The sequence below is a fragment of the Streptomyces sp. NBC_01525 genome (genome assembly GCF_045040405.1).
Taxonomy (GTDB): domain Bacteria; phylum Actinomycetota; class Actinomycetes; order Streptomycetales; family Streptomycetaceae; genus Streptomyces; species Streptomyces benahoarensis.
Genome location: NZ_CP109397.1, coordinates 2,557,501 through 2,573,279, shown reverse-complemented (window position 1 = coordinate 2,573,279; position 15,779 = coordinate 2,557,501). Strand labels below are relative to the sequence as shown.

The 15,779-nt window shown below is 74.8% G+C and carries 11 protein-coding genes (1 of these 11 running past the window's edge); 10 read left to right on the top strand and 1 reads right to left on the bottom strand.

Translation table 11 applies throughout. The features are described 5' to 3' along the window. Nucleotides 1-358 precede the first annotated feature (358 nt). The 3 genes from OG422_RS11335 (at nt 359) to OG422_RS11325 (ending at nt 6,355) form a co-directional block, all read left to right on the top strand. On the top strand, nt 359-622 hold the full coding sequence (locus OG422_RS11335; RefSeq protein ID WP_030282286.1) for a WhiB family transcriptional regulator: 264 nt from the start codon (nt 359-361) through the stop codon (nt 620-622). A 373-nt stretch (nt 623-995) separates the two neighbouring features. After that, nucleotides 996-4,817, top strand: coding sequence for a glycosyltransferase (locus tag OG422_RS11330; RefSeq protein WP_405742423.1), 3,822 nt, complete (start codon nt 996-998; stop codon nt 4,815-4,817). Then, nucleotides 4,814-6,355 carry a DUF5719 family protein gene (locus tag OG422_RS11325; RefSeq protein WP_405742421.1) on the top strand — a complete coding sequence of 514 codons (1,542 nt, stop codon included), beginning with the start codon at nt 4,814-4,816 and terminating at the stop codon, nt 6,353-6,355. Before OG422_RS11330 ends, OG422_RS11325 begins: the two co-directional genes overlap by 4 nt. Nucleotides 6,356-6,418: 63 nt before the next feature. Here OG422_RS11325 and OG422_RS11320 read toward each other — a convergent pair whose 3' ends face one another. Then, the gene (locus OG422_RS11320; RefSeq protein ID WP_143942378.1) at nt 6,419-6,871 is read right to left on the bottom strand and encodes a metallopeptidase family protein; all 453 of its coding nucleotides are present in this window, start codon (nt 6,869-6,871) and stop codon (nt 6,419-6,421) included. Between the two features lie 351 nt (nt 6,872-7,222). Here OG422_RS11320 and OG422_RS11315 point away from each other — a divergent pair, with 351 nt between their 5' ends. The 7 genes from OG422_RS11315 to ahcY form a co-directional block, all read left to right on the top strand. Further along, nucleotides 7,223-7,645, top strand: coding sequence for a DUF3499 domain-containing protein (locus OG422_RS11315; RefSeq protein ID WP_143942379.1), 423 nt, complete (start codon nt 7,223-7,225; stop codon nt 7,643-7,645). A 565-nt stretch (nt 7,646-8,210) separates the two neighbouring features. Further along, nucleotides 8,211-9,569: a phosphomannomutase/phosphoglucomutase gene (locus tag OG422_RS11310; protein WP_405742418.1), complete on the top strand. Its 1,359-nt coding sequence runs from the start codon at nt 8,211-8,213 to the stop codon at nt 9,567-9,569. 413 nt (nt 9,570-9,982) lie between these two features. Further along, nucleotides 9,983-10,165 (top strand): Trm112 family protein, encoded by a 183-nt coding sequence (locus tag OG422_RS11305; protein ID WP_405742416.1) that lies wholly within the window; start codon nt 9,983-9,985, stop codon nt 10,163-10,165. A gap of 77 nt (nt 10,166-10,242) precedes the next feature. After that, entirely contained in the window at nt 10,243-11,379 is a 1,137-nt protein-coding gene (locus OG422_RS11300) for an SIS domain-containing protein (protein ID WP_405742414.1), read from the top strand. A gap of 106 nt (nt 11,380-11,485) precedes the next feature. Then, nucleotides 11,486-12,709, top strand: coding sequence for a mannose-6-phosphate isomerase, class I (gene manA / locus OG422_RS11295; protein WP_405742412.1), 1,224 nt, complete (start codon nt 11,486-11,488; stop codon nt 12,707-12,709). A 257-nt stretch (nt 12,710-12,966) separates the two neighbouring features. Beyond that, entirely contained in the window at nt 12,967-13,926 is a 960-nt protein-coding gene (locus OG422_RS11290; protein ID WP_143944510.1) for a cation diffusion facilitator family transporter, read from the top strand. Between the two features lie 599 nt (nt 13,927-14,525). Then, nucleotides 14,526-15,779 carry the 5' portion of an adenosylhomocysteinase gene (gene ahcY, locus OG422_RS11285; protein ID WP_143944663.1) on the top strand. It continues 204 nt past the right edge of the window, so only the first 1,254 of its 1,458 coding nucleotides appear in the window; its start codon is at nt 14,526-14,528; its stop codon lies beyond the right edge, outside the window.

The window sequence follows — 15,779 nt, the reverse complement described above, 5'->3', positions numbered from 1 at the left end:
TCCCCCGTCCGCGGGGAGAGGGGGCCCGGCAGCCGCGCCCGCGCACGCCGTTGCGGCCCTGAGGCCGCGCTGTGATCTCTCCCGCTCCGACGCGGGAGGTGCAACGGGAGTGCGGTCGGTCACGTCCCTGTGGGTAATGGGGGCGTACCCCTGGAATGCGCCCCCAGGGAAGTGTCCTAGTTTTTCACGATATCAACACTTTCCGTGTACGTTTGGTTCCGCAGAGTGAATAAGGGGCGCAATAGCAGATCTTGGCTTGACTGGCCCGGATCCCCGCACTTGTAATTTCACTCGTGTCGTTCGGCCGTCATCGATCACGGCCGCATCACGGGGACGTCAAGACAGACGAGGGGCGCACATGACCGAGCTGTTCGAAGAATTGCTGGTCGAAGAGGCGGAAGAGGAGCTCGGCTGGCAGGAGCGCGCACTGTGCGCGCAGACCGACCCCGAGTCCTTCTTCCCGGAGAAAGGCGGCTCCACCCGCGAGGCCAAGAAGGTCTGCCTCGCCTGTGAAGTCCGCTCCGAGTGCCTCGAATACGCCCTCGCCAACGACGAACGCTTCGGAATCTGGGGCGGTCTGTCGGAGCGCGAGCGGCGCCGGCTGAAGAAGGCCGCCGTCTGAAGGCGGCGCGGAAGTCCGCCGGGCGGACGGTGCGCGGCCCCGCGGGCCCCGCAGCCGTACCACGCCAACTCCCCATATCCCCCTATAGCGAACCCGCCGCCTCCAGCGCACTCGACGCCGGGGGCGGTCCGCTGCGTGAGGAGCCGGTGGGCGCCGACGCGTGAACCATTAGTGTGGGGCTCCGTCCGAGACGTGCCGCCGCCCCCGAGTGGGCGCGCGCGTCCCTAGGGGGTGTCGTCAACGTCCCGTCCGGCTCGCGGCGCCCGGCGGTGACGCTTCCCCTAGTAGTCCGTCGCAGTGTCTTCCGGGGGCGCCGGTCCGCGCGGCTTCGCCGCCGGCCCCGAACTCCCGGGTCCGGAGGGCCCGTACCTCGATGTCCGTGCACAGCCAGTCGGCGGCCCAGACCGCCACAGATCCCGCAGGCACCCCAGAGTTCCCACGGCATGTCGTCACCGCCGTGATCGTCTCCCACGACGGTGCCCGCTGGCTGCCCGACGCGCTCGCCGGGCTGCAGGGCCAGGAACGCCCGGTGCAGAACGTCATCGGCGCCGACACCGGCAGCGCGGACGACTCCGCCCAACTCCTCGGCGCCGCCCTCGGCGACGAGCGGGTGCTGCACCTCGCCCGCCGCTCCGGCTTCGGCACCGCCGTCGACGAAGCGGTCCGCACCGCCCCTGTGCTCACCCCCGACGACCTGCCGTACCTGCGGCGGCCCAGCGGCTGGGACCCCGTCAGCCGCACCTGGCGCGACGACGCGTACGACATGCCGGAACTCCCGCACGGTGAACCGGTCCAGTGGCTGTGGCTGCTGCACGACGACTGCGCGCCCGAACCGACCGCCCTCGCCGAACTGCTGCGCGTCGCCGACGCCAGCCCCTCGGCCGCCGTCGTCGGCCCCAAGCTGCGCAGCTGGTACGACCGCAGGCAGCTGCTGGAGGTGGGCGTCTCCGTCGCCCGCAGCGGCCGCCGCTGGACCGGCCTGGACCGCCGCGAGCAGGACCAGGGCCAGCACGACCAGGTCCGCCCGGTCCTCTCCGTCTCCAGCGCCGGGATGCTCATCCGCCGCGACGTCTACGAGGAGCTGGGCGGCTTCGACCGGCGGCTGCCGCTGATGCGCGACGACGTCGACCTGTGCTGGCGCGCCCACTCGGCGGGCCACCAGGTCCTCGTCGCCCCCGACGCGGTCCTGCGGCACGCCGAGGCCGCCGCCCGCGAACGCCGCACCGTCGACTGCGTCGGCCGCTCGGCCGCCAGCCCGCACCGCGTCGACAAGGCCGGTGCCGTCTACACCCTGCTCGCCAACACCCGCGGCGCGCTGCTCCCGTACGTGATGATCCGGCTGGTCCTCGGCACCGTGCTGCGGGTCCTCGCCTACCTCGTCGGGAAGGTGCCGGGGCAGGCGCTCGACGAACTCGCCGGGCTCTTCGGCACCTTGCTGCGGCCGGGCCGCATCCTCGCCGCCCGTAAACGCAGAGGCCGTCCGGCCGCCGAGGCGGGGGAACTGCGGTCGCTGTTCCCGCCGCCGGGTGCGACGGTCCGCGTCACCGTCGAGCAGGTCGCGGGCAACCTCACCGGACGGGCCGCGCCCGATGTGGCGTCGTCCGGGCGGCACGGTGCGGTGGAGTCCGGGCCGGGCGGTGACGACGCCGACTTCCTCGACGTCGAGCAGTTCGCCCGGCTCAAGCGGATCGCCCGCCGCCCGGCGCCGATCCTCTTCGCCGTCCTGCTGCTGGTCTCGCTGATCGCCTGCCGCGATCTGCTCGGCTCCGGTTCGCTGGCCGGCGGCGCGCTGCTGCCCGCACCCGCGCACGTCTCCGAGCTGTGGTCGGCGTACCTCGACAGCTGGCACCAGGTCGGCACCGGCTCCACCGCCGCGGCGCCGCCCTACCTCGCCGTTCTCGCGCTGCTCTCCTCGCTCTTCCTGGGCAGCACCGGCTTCACCCTCACCCTGCTGCTCGTCTGTTCCGTCCCGCTGGCCGGACTCTCCGCCTACTTCGCCTCCCGCCCGCTGGTCGCCTCCCGGCTGCTGCGCGCCTGGGGCAGCGTCGTCTACGCGTTCCTGCCCGCGGCGACCGGCGCACTGGCCGGTGGCCGCCTCGGCACCGCGGTGCTGGCGATCGTGCTGCCGGGGATGGCCCGCGCCGCCGTCGCGGCGGGCGGTCTGCGCCTGGCGCCGGGCTCCCGCCCGAGCTGGCGGGCCACCTGGGCGCTGGCGCTGCTGACCACCTTCACCATGGCGTTCACGCCCGTCGTCTGGCCGCTCGTGGTGGCGCTGAACCTCGCGCTGCTGGTGCTGCGCGCCCTGGACGGCAACCGCGCCCTGCTCGCCGGGTACGCCCTGCGGTTCGTGGCCGTGGCGCTGGCGCCGCTGCTCGTCCTCGCGCCCTGGTCGCTGTCGCTCCTCTCCCACCCCGCCGACTTCTTCCGTGAGGCCGGTCTGGCGTACGGCACGGGCTCCGCGTCCGCGTTCGACCTGCTCTCGATCAGCCCCGGCGGCCCGAAGACCGCGGGCGGCCTGCTGCTGCTCGGCATCGTCCTGGCCGCGCTCGGCGCCGCCCTGCGCGACGCCCGGCAGCGGACGATCCGTACCGCCTGGGCGGCCGCGTTCGCCGCCCTGCTCCTCGCCGCGCTCGGCAACGGCCACGGCTGGACCGGCCCGCTGATGCTGGTCTACGGCCTGGCGCTGCTGACCGCCGCGGCCGTCGGCGCGGAGGGCGTCCGCACCCGCATGATCGCCCTCGGCTTCGGCTGGAAGCAGCCGGTGGCGGTGCTGATCGCGCTGGCCTCCGCGCTGGCGCCGCTCTACGCCGCCGTCACTTGGATGATCACCGGCGCCGCCGGGCCGCTGGAGCGCCGCGACCCGGTGCAGGTCCCGGCGTTCGTCGCCGAGGAGTCGTCCACCGCCGACCGGGCCCGCACCCTGGTGCTCGACGGCGGCGACGGCCACGTCGGCTACAGCCTGGTCCGTGGCTCCGGCGCCCGCCTCGGCGACGCCGACCTGGCCCGCGAGGCCGGGGACGACCGGCGGCTCGGCACCATCGTCGCCAACCTGGTCGCCGGTTCCGGCGCCGACCAGACCAGCCAGCTCGGCGGCTACGCCGTCCGCTACGTCCTGGTCCGCGACGGCGCCCCGCGCGACATGGGCCGGGTCCTGGACGCGACGCCGGGCCTGACCCGGCTCAGCCAGGACGACGGCAGCGCCCTGTGGCGCGTCGACCGGCGCGTGCCGCGGGTGACGATCGTGGCGGGCGACGCCACCGACGGCACCCACGCCGGGGACGCCGCCGCGCCGGTCGCGGTGGCCGCCGGTCCCGTCGAGGCGCACACCCGGGTGCCCGCCGGGCCCGAGGGCCGGGTGCTGCGGATCGCGGACGCCGCGGACGAGGGCTGGCACGCCACGCTGGACGGCACCGCGCTCAAGCCGGTCACCGTCGACGGCTGGGCGCAGGGCTTCGCGCTCCCGGCCGGTGCCGGCCGCCTCGACCTCACCCACGACAACCCGCTCGGCCACACCCTGTGGCTGGCCGCCCAGGGCCTCCTCGCCGTCGTCCTGGTGGTCCTGGCGCTGCCGGGCCGCCGCCGGGAGATCGACGACGACCTCCCGGAGGAGGCCGTCGCCGAGGCGCAGGCCACGGCCGCGACCGGCGAGGGCCGCCGCGCCCGCCGCCTGCGCGCGGCCGCCCAGGCCACGGAGGCCCCCGCACCGGACGCGCCGGAGGCCGCGGCACCGGACGCCGGGGTCCCGGCGCCCGGCCACGAACAGGAAGGGACCCTGTACGACCCGGCCGCCCACGACCCGTACGCGGCGGTGCCGCAGCAGACGCCGTACGACCCGTGGGGCGGCGCCCCGCAGCAGCCCGGCGACCCGGCCGTGCCGCAGCAGTTCCCGCACGACGGCGGCGACGGTACCCGGACCCCGTACGGGTACGGGCAGCCCGACCCGTACCAGCAGCCCGGCGGCTACCCGGCCGACCCCTACGGGGCCGGTGCCCCGCAGGCGGGCGGCTACGACCCGTACGCCTACGGGCAGCAGCAGCCCTACCCGGGGCAGCAGTCCTACGACGGGCAGCAGTCCTACGACGGGCAGCAGTCCTACGAGGGGCAGCAGATCCCGGCCCAGCAGCCCTACGACGACGGCACGACGTACCCCGGTCCGCACTCCGGGCCGCGCCGTGACGGGAGCGAGCAGCAGTGAAGCGCACGATGATGACCCTGACCGCCGCGGCGGTCGCGCTCGCCGCGGCGACCGGCGTCGCCGCCGTCGCCGCCCCCGGCGGTGCCCCGGAGGCGGCGCCCGGCGCGGCCCGCAAGCCGGTCGAGCGCTCCGCCCTGCTCTGCCCGACCCCGACGTCCTCGGAGGTCGGGGAGACCACGTACACCGCGTTCTCCCCCAAGGGCGCCGCGGGCAAGGGCACCGCCGCACTGCACGCCGCTGGAACGGTCCAGGAGGACACCGGCGGCAAGGGCAAGGGCGGTAAGGGCGACGACAGCGGTGCGGCGGCCGGGCAGCGGGCCGTGCCGCCGCGCGACAGCAAGCCCGTCGCGCCGCTGAAGGCCGCGGGCACCCCCGTCACCGCCACCACCAACCGCTCCGACGCGCCCGCGCTGACCGGCGAGGCCGACGGCGCGCTGGCACCCGGCTGGACCGTCCAGCAGACCACCTCGGTCGCCGCGGGCGCCGGGCGCGGACTGCTCGGCCTGAGCTGCGTCGCGCCCGACACCACGTTCTGGTTCCCGGGCGTCAGCACCGGCAAGGACCGGCAGGACTACGTCCACCTCACCAATCCCGACGCCACCCAGGCCGTCGTCGACCTCGAACTGCGCGGCAAGGACGGTGCGCTGAGCGGCGACGCGGGCGAGAACATCGCCGTCCCACCGCACACCACCGTCCCGGTGCTGCTCTCCACCCTCACCACCTCCCCGCAGCCCGACGCGGCGCTGCACGTCACCGCCCGCGAGGGCCGGGTCGGCGCCTCCGTCCAGGCGACCGACACCCACCAGGGCGGCGACTGGCTCCCGGCCGCCGCCGACCCGGCGCCCGGCGCGGTGCTCCCGGGCATCCCCGCCGACGCCACCTCCGTACGGCTGGTCGTCCTGGCGCCGGGCGACACCGACGCCGACCTGAAGGTGCAACTGGCCACCCCGACCGGCTTGATCACCCCGGCCGGACTGGAGTCGCTGCACGTCAAGAGCGGGATGACGACGGCGGTCGACCTCAAGCCGCAGGGCGAGGCGGGCTCGCTGGTGCTGTCGCCCGCCGACGACGGCTCCCGCACCCCGATCGTCGCGGCGCTCCAGGTGGTCCGCGGCAAGGGCGCCAACAAGGAGATGGCGTTCATCCCCGCGACCCGGCCCGTCGAGCAGCGCGCCACCGCCGCCGACAACCGCGCCAAGGGCGCCACGCTGTCGCTGGTCGCCCCCGAGAAGGGCAAGGACGCCAAGGTCACCGTCGTCGCCTCGGCGGGCAGCGAGGGCGGTACGCCGGTCAGTAAGACGTACACGGTCAAGGGCGGCACCACCCTCGCCGTCACACCGCCGCTCCCGCAGGGCCTCAAGGGCAGCTACGCGCTGACGGTGGAACCCGCCGCCGGCAGCGGTCCGGTCCACGCGGCGCGCACCCTGGCCCAGCCGCAGGGCGGCGTCCCCGCCTTCACGGTGCAGACACTGCCGGACGACCGGGGAACGGTGGTCGTCCCGACGGCCGGCCAGGACCTGTCGCTGCTGACGGACTGACGGACTGACGGACTGACGGGCTGACGGGCTGACGGACCGGGGGAGCGGTGGCCCGCACGGCGGTCAGTCCTGGCCGTAGCGCGGGTCCACCGACTCCGGCGCCAGGCCGAGGAGTTCGGCGACCTGCTCGACGACGGTCTCGTGGACCAGCAGGGCCCGCTCGTCGCGGCTCTTGGTGCGGATCTCGACCGGGCGGCGGTAGACGATGACGCGGTCGCGGTGCGGCCCGGCGGCCGGGATCGCCCGCCCCAGCGGCACCGTCCCGTCGTCCGGCTCCGCCTCGTCCTCCGGTCCGAACAGCGGCACCTCCTGGACGAGGAAGTCGACGCCGGACAGCTGCGGCCAGCGCCGCTCCAGCCGGTCGCGCGCATCGTGGACGAGGTCCTCGAAGGCGTCGGCGCGGCTGACGGAGAGCGGGACCTGCGGCGGGGCGATGGGGCCGCGCATGCCACGGCCGTGGCGGTCACGGCGGCGCGGGCGCGGTTCCGTCGGGCGGGGCGGTTCGGACGTGTCCATCGCCTCCGAGCGTAGCCGCCGCGGCCCTTCCGGGGAGGCGGAGCGAGGCATCCGGGAACACGGGGCGGATGACCGGTCCGATAACGATTGTGTTCATTTGGCGCGCCCCCTCCTCGCGCCTGCCGTCCGGCCTGGCCCACCGGCCCCCCGATCCCCTCTCCACCACTTCCCCGCACCCATTTATCCCTTTCCTCCCCATCCTCGTCCGGGGAATCCGGCGATGCCGTCCCCGGGCGGCGCCCATTCCGGCTCCGTGCGGCCCTTTCCGTGCCGCACGGCGCAGGCCGCCGCGAGCGGGTGCAGGTCAGACGCACCGGACGAACCGGGACGACACGGTCGGGTGAGCGGGAGGTGAGTCGTCGCGGCCCGGTCAAGAGTGCGGTACCGTCCAACGTCGTGAGCCCTGTACGTCGCTGTTCGCGCACTGCGTGCGGCCGCCCCGCCGTCGCAACGCTGACGTACGTGTACGCGGATTCGACCGCCGTGCTCGGACCGCTCGCCACCTACGCGGAACCCCACTGCTACGACCTGTGCGCCGAGCACTCCGAGCGCCTGACCGCCCCCCGCGGCTGGGAAGTCGTCCGCCTGGCCATCGACCCCGGCCCGGCCCGCCCCAGTGGTGACGACCTCGAAGCGCTCGCCAACGCGGTACGCGAGGCGGCCCGTCCCCCGGAGCGCCCCGCCGCCCCGGAGCGGACCGAGACCCGCGAGACCCCGCAGCCGGGCGCCACACGCCGCGGGCATCTTCGGGTGCTGCGGTCGCCGGATTCCTGACGCCGCCCGGCTCCTGACGCCTGGGCGGCCCGAGTCCTGAGGCCCCGAACCCTGGCACCGGCCTGATCCTTGACGCTTCAGGGCAACTCCTGGCACCGGCCCGGCCTCTGACACCGGGGTGGCTCCCGGCGGCAGCCCGGTGACCGGCCCCGCTCCGCTCCCCATCCGCCGTCCCACCGAGGGCCGACGCCGTCCTGGCGCGCCGCCCCGACCACCGGCTTCGACCCGGTCGAGGCGGTCGTCGCCGTACTCGTCGACGGGCGGCCCGCGCTCGCCTGCGGACGCGCCTTCGCCGCCGTGCAGTTCGCCGCCGCCGGCTACGTCTCCGCCCACCTCGCCGGCATCGACGCCGCGCTGGTGGGCGCCCTCGCCGCGCTGCCCGTCGCGCCGCCGTACCGGGCCGGATGCCGCCCTGACGCCCCGCCACCCGGAGGGAGGCGGACCGGCCGCCCGGGGGGCCGCGGCCGTCCGCGTACCGCCTGGCGTGTACCCGACGTGCGCCCGGCCCGCTGTCGGTACCTCCGGGTAGGTTGGATCTCCCGTACCGAATCGAGGAGGACCGGCCGTGGCTGATCTGTCGCAGCTCGTGAAGGCGTACGACGTGCGCGGTGTCGTGCCCGACCAGTGGGACGAGTCGCTCGCGGAGCTGTTCGGCGCTGCCTTCGTCGAGGTCACCGACGCGGACGCGCTCGTGATCGGGTACGACATGCGGCCCTCCTCGCCGGGCCTGGCGCAGGCGTTCGCGCGCGGCGCCGCGGCGCGCGGCGCGGACGTCACCCACATCGGCCTCTGCTCCACCGACGAGCTGTACTTCGCCAGCGGCGCCCTCGGCCTGCCCGGCGCGATGTTCACCGCCTCGCACAACCCCGCCCGGTACAACGGCATCAAGATGTGCCGCGCCGGTGCCGCCCCCGTCGGCCAGGACACCGGACTCGCCGACATCCGCGCCCTCGTGGAGCGCTGGATGACCGAGGGCGCCCCGCAGCCCGCCGCCACCCCCGGCACCGTCGGCGAACGCGATGTCCTCGGCGAGTACGCCGCCCATCTGCGTTCCCTCGTCGACCTGTCGGCCATCCGCCCGCTGAAGGTCGTCGTCGACGCGGGCAACGGCATGGGCGGCCACACCGTCCCCACCGTCTTCGCCGGGCTCCCCCTCGAAGTGGACGCGCTCTACTTCGAGTTGGACGGCTCGTTCCCGAACCACGAGGCCAACCCCCTCGACCCGAAGAACATCGTCGACCTCCAGGCCCGCGTCCGCGCCACCGGCGCCGACCTCGGCCTGGCCTTCGACGGCGACGCCGACCGCTGCTTCGTCGTCGATGAGAACGGCGACCCCGTCTCCCCGTCCGCGATCACCGCGCTGGTCGCCGCCCGCGAGCTGGCCAAGCATCCCGGCGGCACGGTCATCCACAACTGCATCACCTCCTGGTCGGTCCCCGAGGTGGTCGAGGAGAACGGCGGCACCGCCGTCCGCACCCGCGTCGGCCACTCCTTCATCAAGGAGCAGATGGCGAAGACGGGCGCGATCTTCGGCGGCGAGCACTCCGCCCACTACTACTTCCGCGACTTCTGGAACGCCGACACCGGCATGCTCGCCGCACTCCACGTCCTCGCGGCCCTCGGCGGCCAGGACCGCCCGCTGTCCCAGCTGGTCGCGGCGTACGACCGCTACGCCGCCTCCGGCGAGATCAACAGCACCGTCGCCGACCAGGCGGGCCGGCTCGCCGCCATCAAGACCGCCTACGAGGACCGCGACGGCATCACCCTCGACGAACTCGACGGTCTCACCGTCACCGCCGCCGACTGGTGGTTCAACCTCCGCGCCTCCAACACGGAGCCGCTGCTGCGGCTGAACGTCGAGGCGCGGGATGCGGGGACTGCCGCGCAGGTGCGGGATGAGGTTCTGGCCGTGGTCCGGGCGTAGGTGGGGCTGCCGGTGCCAGGCCGTTGCCGAGGCCGGGAGGGGGGGCGCCGCCAAGGTGCCGGGGCGCGTGCCCGGAGTCGGCCCGGCCTTCGTCCGGCCCGCCCGGCCTACGGGCCCGAGGCTGTGGGTGCGCCGCCCAAGGCGGCCGGACGGGGCTCGCGCCGCGGACCGGGGCTCCGGATGCTCTCCCCGGACCGGCTGGAGCGGGGCGCGTGCCCGGAGCCGGCCCGGCCTTCGTCCGGTCCAGGAGTCCCCCGGGAGCGCCCGACGCCCGGCGCCCGGCGCCCGGCACCCGGCCCGGCCCCGTCGCCCGCCCCGCCCCCTCCGTACGTCTCCCGCACCGGACGACAGGCCCCCGGCCCCCGCCCGGCGGTAGGCTGGCGGGGCCGCAACCATCGAAGGAGCAAGCCCCCATGCCGGTCGACGCCAGCCTCATCGAGATCCTCGCCTGCCCCGCGTGCCACGCCCCGCTGGCGGACCGGACGGCGGACGACCCCGCCGAGCTGGTCTGCACCTCCGCCGCTTGCGCTCTCGCCTACCCCGTGCGGGACGGCATCCCCGTACTCCTCGTCGACGAGGCCCGCCGCCCCGCCTGACCGGACGCCGCCGGGGCCCGCCCCCGGCACCGCCCGGCGTGACCCGCCCGCACCGGCGAACGGAGGCCGCGCCCACCATGCTCGACGAGTCGCTCCTCGACACCCCCGAGGCGCTGGCCCGCGCCGACCGCTACGGCCTGCTGCGCGGCGTCGCCGAATCCGGCGCCCGGGTCCGCACCGCCGCCCGCGGCGCCGCCGAGGCCGGTATCGCCGACCTCGTCCCCGACGGGCGGCCCCGCGCCGTCCTCGTCGCCGGGCCCGGCCCCGTCGCCCCCTGCGTCGCCGACCTCTTCGGTGCGCTCGGCGGCGGCAGCTGCCCCGTCATCCACATCCCGCCCACCGGCGTCGACGCCCGCCCCGGCGCCCTGCGCTGGACGCTGCCCGGCTGGTGCGGCCCCCTCGACCTGGTGCTCATCGCCGGGCCCGACGGCTCCGACCCCGGCCTCGCCGAGCTGGTCGAGGGCGCCTACCGCCGCGGCTGCTCCGTCGTCGCCGTCACCCCCGCCGGCTCCCCGCTCGCCGAAGCCGTCGGCCAGGCCCGCGGCCTCGCCGTCCCGCTGGCGACTACCGCGTACGACGCCGAGTTCGACGTCGAGGGCGCCCCGCCCGCCGCCCCGGGCACCCTCTGGTCGCTGCTCACCCCGATCCTCGCGCTCGCCGACCGGATCGGGCTGCTCAGCGCCCCGCCCGACGCCCTCACCCGCCTCGCCGACCGCCTCGACCAGCTCGCCGAACGCTGCGGCCCGGCCCTCGCCACGTACACCAACCCGGCGAAGACGCTGGCCGCCGAGGTCGCCGACGCCCTGCCGCTGATCTGGGCCGAAGGGCGGGTGGCCGGTGCCGTCGGCCGCCACTTCGCCGCCGAACTGGCGAGCCTCGCCGGGCGCCCCGCCCTCGCCGCCGAACTCCCCGAGGCGCTCACCGCCCACCGCACCCTGCTCTCCGGCGCCCTCGCTGCCGGAGCCGACCCGGACGACTTCTTCCGCGACCGCGTCGAACAGCCCGCCGCCCTCCACGCCCGCGTCGTCCTCCTCCGCGAACACGCCCCCGGCCCGCTCTCCGCGACCCTCGCCGCCCACACCCTCGCCGAGGAAAGCGGTACCGCGGTCAGCGCACTGGAGCCACCGGACGGCACGGACCTGGAGACCGCCGCCGAACTATTCGCCATCGTGGATTTCGCCGCCGTTTACCTCGCGCTCGCCGACACGGAGTGATCTGTGAGGGCCGCCCCGCGGCCACCTCGCGGGACACCTCTCCGTACGCCCCACAGGCACCGTCGCCCCGCAGGAACCCGTACGCCACGCAGGAAGCAGCAGCCCCATGGACCGCCTCGACAACACCGTGCGCCCCTACGCCTGGGGCTCCGTCACCGCCCTGCCGGAGCTGCTCGGCACCGAGCCGACCGGCGAACCCCAGGCCGAGATGTGGATGGGCGCCCACCCCGGCGCCCCCTCGCGCATCGACCGCGGCGCCGGGCCCGTCTCCCTGGCCGACGTCATCGCCGCCGCCCCCGAGGCCGAACTGGGCGACGCCGCCGTCCGCGCCTTCGGCGCCCGGCTGCCCTTCCTCCTCAAACTCCTGGCCGCGGGCTCCCCGCTCTCCCTCCAGGTCCACCCCGACCGCGCCCAGGCCGAGGCGGGCTACGCCGACGAGGAGCGGCGCGGCGTTCCCCACGACGCACCGCACCGCAACTACAAGGACCCGCACCACAAGCCCGAGCTGCTCTGCGCCCTCACCCCCTTCGAGGGGCTCTGCGGCTTCCGGCACCCCGCCGAGGCCGCCGACCTGCTGGCGGGCCTGGACGTCGACGCGCTCAAGCCGTACGTCGACATCCTGCGTGCCGAACCGGAGGCCGACGCGCTGTGCGAGGTCCTGACCGCCCTCCTCGGCACCGACCGCGCCGCCCTCGCCGACTCCGTCGACCGCGCCGCCGCGGCCGCCGCGCAACGGGGCGCGGAAGGCGGCCCGCACGCCCCCGCCTACGCCGCGTACGCCGCCCTCGCCCACCACTACCCGGGCGACCCCGGCGTCCTCGCCGCGATGCTGCTCCACCACGTAACGCTCCAGCCCGGCGAGGCGCTCTTCCTCGGCGCCGGTATCCCGCACGCCTACCTCAGCGGACTCGGCGTCGAGCTGATGGCCAACTCCGACAACGTGCTGCGCTGCGGCCTGACCCGCAAGCACATCGACGTCCCCGAACTGCTGCGCATCGTCCGCTTCACCCCCGGCGACCCCGGCATCCTCCGCCCGGAGGAGACCGACGGCGAGGAGGTCTACGACACCCCCGCCGACGAGTTCCGCCTCTCCCGGTACGTCCTCGCGCCCGGCGCCGCCCCCCGCGCCCTGGACGCGCGGACCCCGCAGGTACTGCTCTGCACGGCAGGCACGGTCGTCGCCCGCCCGGCCACTGCGGAAGGCGCCGAACTCCCCGCCATGGACGGTGAGTTGCGGCTCGCCCCGGGGGAGTCGGCGTTCGTCCCGGCCGGGGAACACGTCACCGTCTCCGGCGAGGGGACGCTCTTCCGGGCGACGGTCGTCGCGTAGCGGGGGGGGCGGATGACGGTCGTCGCGTAGCGCGGGCCGGGCGCCCGGGGACGTACCGCCGGGCGCCCGGCCCGGGGCGAGCCCGCGACCACCGGCTCCCCACCCCACGATCCCGCCCCTGACCTGCCACGACCACCGGTGGCACCGTCCACCCACCGGGCACCCCGCAGCGCCCGGAGGCAGGGCTGCGAGAATGACCGCCCCACAGCCTTAAAGGGGCAGTAAAGCCCGGCCGACGGAAGGGACATACGGCACTCATGAGTGCATCAGGCGGAACCAAGGCGATCGTCGCGGCGCTGGGCGCCAACCTGGCGATCGCCGTAGCGAAGTTCGTGGCGTTCGCCTTCAGCGGCTCGTCGTCCATGCTCGCCGAGGGCGTGCACTCGATCGCCGACTCCGGCAACCAGGGCCTGCTCCTGCTCGGCGGCAAGAAGGCCAAGCGCGCCGCCACCGAGGAACACCCCTTCGGATACGGCCGCGAGCGTTACGTCTACGGCTTCCTCGTCTCCATCGTGCTCTTCACCATCGGTGGCGTCTTCGCGCTCTACGAGGGCTACGAGAAGATCCATGAGCCGCACGGTCTCGACAACTGGTACTGGCCGGTCGGCGTCCTCCTCTTCGCCGTCATCGCCGAGGGCTTCTCCTTCCGTACTGCCCTGAAGGAATCCAACGAGCTGCGCGGCAAGCAGAGCTGGGTGCAGTTCATCCGCCGCGCCAAGGCCCCCGAGCTGCCCGTCGTCCTGCTGGAGGACTTCGGCGCGCTCATCGGCCTCGTCCTCGCCCTGTGCGGCGTCGGCCTCACCCTCGCCACCGGCAACGGCATCTGGGACGGCATCGGCACCATGTGCATCGGCGCGCTGCTGGTCCTGATCGCGCTGGTCCTCGCCGCGGAGACCAAGTCGCTGCTGCTCGGCGAGGCCGCCGGCCCCGAGCAGGTCGCCAAGATCCGCGAGGCGGTCGTCGACGGCGACACCGTCACCCGCGTCATCCACATGCGCACCCTCCACCTCGGCCCCGAGGAACTGCTCGTCGCCGCCAAGGTGGCGGTGGAGCACGACGACACGGCCCGCGAGGTCGCCGACGCCATCAACGCCGCCGAGGAACGCATCCGCGCCGCCGTCCCGATCGCCCGGGTCATCTATCTGGAGCCCGACATCTACGACGAGGCCACCGCAGCCAACGGCGCCGACCCGGCAAAGTCCCCCGGAGGCCGCTGACCCCGGGCACCACCGGAAGGCCCCCGCCGGCGCGGCACCCGCCTTCCGGCCGCGACCCCCCAGGCCCCGCTCCGTCCTTCGGAGTGGGGCCTTCGCGCGGATGGGGCGGACGGAGGCGATGGAGGAGGACAGGGCGGACGGAAACGGAGCCGCGCTCCCATGCGCCATCCGGCACGACCCCACCGGCGCCGCACATCGCGGCCACCGCACGATCTCAGCCCCGATCGCCTCCCACCCCACGCCCCGGGCGGAGCCCCCGCCACGGCGCCCTCCCGCATGTCCACCCGCCCCGGCCTCTCCCCGCACCCCCGTACGGCGCAGCCGACGGACCCCGGACCGTCGCCCCCGCAGCGCACAGAATGAGCCGAGGCGGGCTGGGGCCGCCGGGCCGGTCGGTGTAGATTCGTGGCCAGTGCCAGACGTCGCTGCTGATGGCGGTCGGGCGGTCCGCACCGCGGACCGGCCGAGGGAGAGAGGGCCTCCGACGGACTGTGCTGCGGCCAGGGGAGAGGTGCGTCCGTTTCCGCGTGCGCTCCCGCCTGCCCGCGCCGCAGACTGCCCAGCCCGACATCCACCTCGCCGCACGAGGAGCAGCCCGTATGACCACCGCAGCCACCGGCCAGGACTTCAAGGTCGCCGACCTCTCCCTCGCCACCTTCGGCCGCAAGGAGATCACCCTCGCCGAGCACGAGATGCCCGGCCTGATGGCGATCCGCAAGGAGTACGCCGAGGCCCAGCCCCTGGCGGGCGCCCGCGTCACCGGCTCCCTGCACATGACCGTGCAGACCGCCGTCCTCATCGAGACCCTGGTCGCCCTCGGCGCCGAGGTCCGCTGGGCGTCCTGCAACATCTTCTCCACCCAGGACCACGCCGCCGCGGCCATCGCCGTCGGCCCCAACGGCACCCCGGACAACCCCCAGGGCGTCCCGGTCTTCGCCTGGAAGGGCGAGTCCCTGGAGGAGTACTGGTGGTGCACGGAGCAGGCCCTGACCTGGCCGAACTCGCCCACCGGCGGACCGAACATGATCCTCGACGACGGTGGCGACGCCACCCTCCTCGTCCACAAGGGCGTCGAGTACGAGAAGGCCGGCAAGGTCCCCTCCGTCGACACCGCCGAGAGCGATGAGCACCGCGCCATCCTGGAGCTGCTCAACCGCACCGTCGCCGAGACCCCGCAGAAGTGGACCCGCCTCGCCTCGGAGATCCGCGGCGTGACGGAGGAGACCACCACCGGCGTCCACCGCCTCTACGAGATGCACCGCGACGGCGTGCTTCTCTTCCCGGCGATCAACGTCAACGACGCCGTCACCAAGTCGAAGTTCGACAACAAGTACGGCTGCCGCCACTCCCTCGTCGACGGCATCAACCGCGCCACCGACGTCCTCATCGGCGGCAAGACCGCCGTGGTCTGCGGCTACGGCGACGTCGGCAAGGGCTGCGCGGAGTCGCTCCGCGGCCAGGGCGCCCGCGTGATCATCACCGAGATCGACCCGATCTGCGCGCTCCAGGCGGCGATGGACGGCTACCAGGTCACCACCCTGGACGACGTCGTCGAGACCGCCGACATCTTCGTCACGACGACCGGCAACAAGGACATCATCATGGCCACCGACATGGCCCGGATGAAGCACCAGGCCATCGTCGGCAACATCGGCCACTTCGACAACGAGATCGACATGGCCGGCCTCGCCAAGATCGATGGCATCGTCAAGGACGAGGTCAAGCCGCAGGTCCACACCTGGACCCACCCCGACGGCAAGGTCCTGATCGTCCTCTCCGAGGGCCGCCTGCTGAACCTCGGCAACGCGACCGGTCACCCCTCCTTCGTGATGTCCAACTCCTTCGCGGACCAG

Bases quoted from the DNA above. Each gene is read 5' to 3' on its own strand.
- OG422_RS11335 (WP_030282286.1), top strand. From the start codon at position 359: ATGACCGAGCTGTTCGAAGAATTGCTGGTCGAAGAGGCGGAAGAGGAG.
- OG422_RS11330 (WP_405742423.1), top strand. From the start codon at position 996: ATGTCCGTGCACAGCCAGTCGGCGGCCCAGACCGCCACAGATCCCGCA.
- OG422_RS11320 (WP_143942378.1), bottom strand. From the start codon at position 6,871: ATGGACACGTCCGAACCGCCCCGCCCGACGGAACCGCGCCCGCGCCGC.
- OG422_RS11305 (WP_405742416.1), top strand. From the start codon at position 9,983: ATGCCGGTCGACGCCAGCCTCATCGAGATCCTCGCCTGCCCCGCGTGC.
- OG422_RS11300 (WP_405742414.1), top strand. From the start codon at position 10,243: ATGCTCGACGAGTCGCTCCTCGACACCCCCGAGGCGCTGGCCCGCGCC.
- manA (WP_405742412.1), top strand. From the start codon at position 11,486: ATGGACCGCCTCGACAACACCGTGCGCCCCTACGCCTGGGGCTCCGTC.
- OG422_RS11290 (WP_143944510.1), top strand. From the start codon at position 12,967: ATGAGTGCATCAGGCGGAACCAAGGCGATCGTCGCGGCGCTGGGCGCC.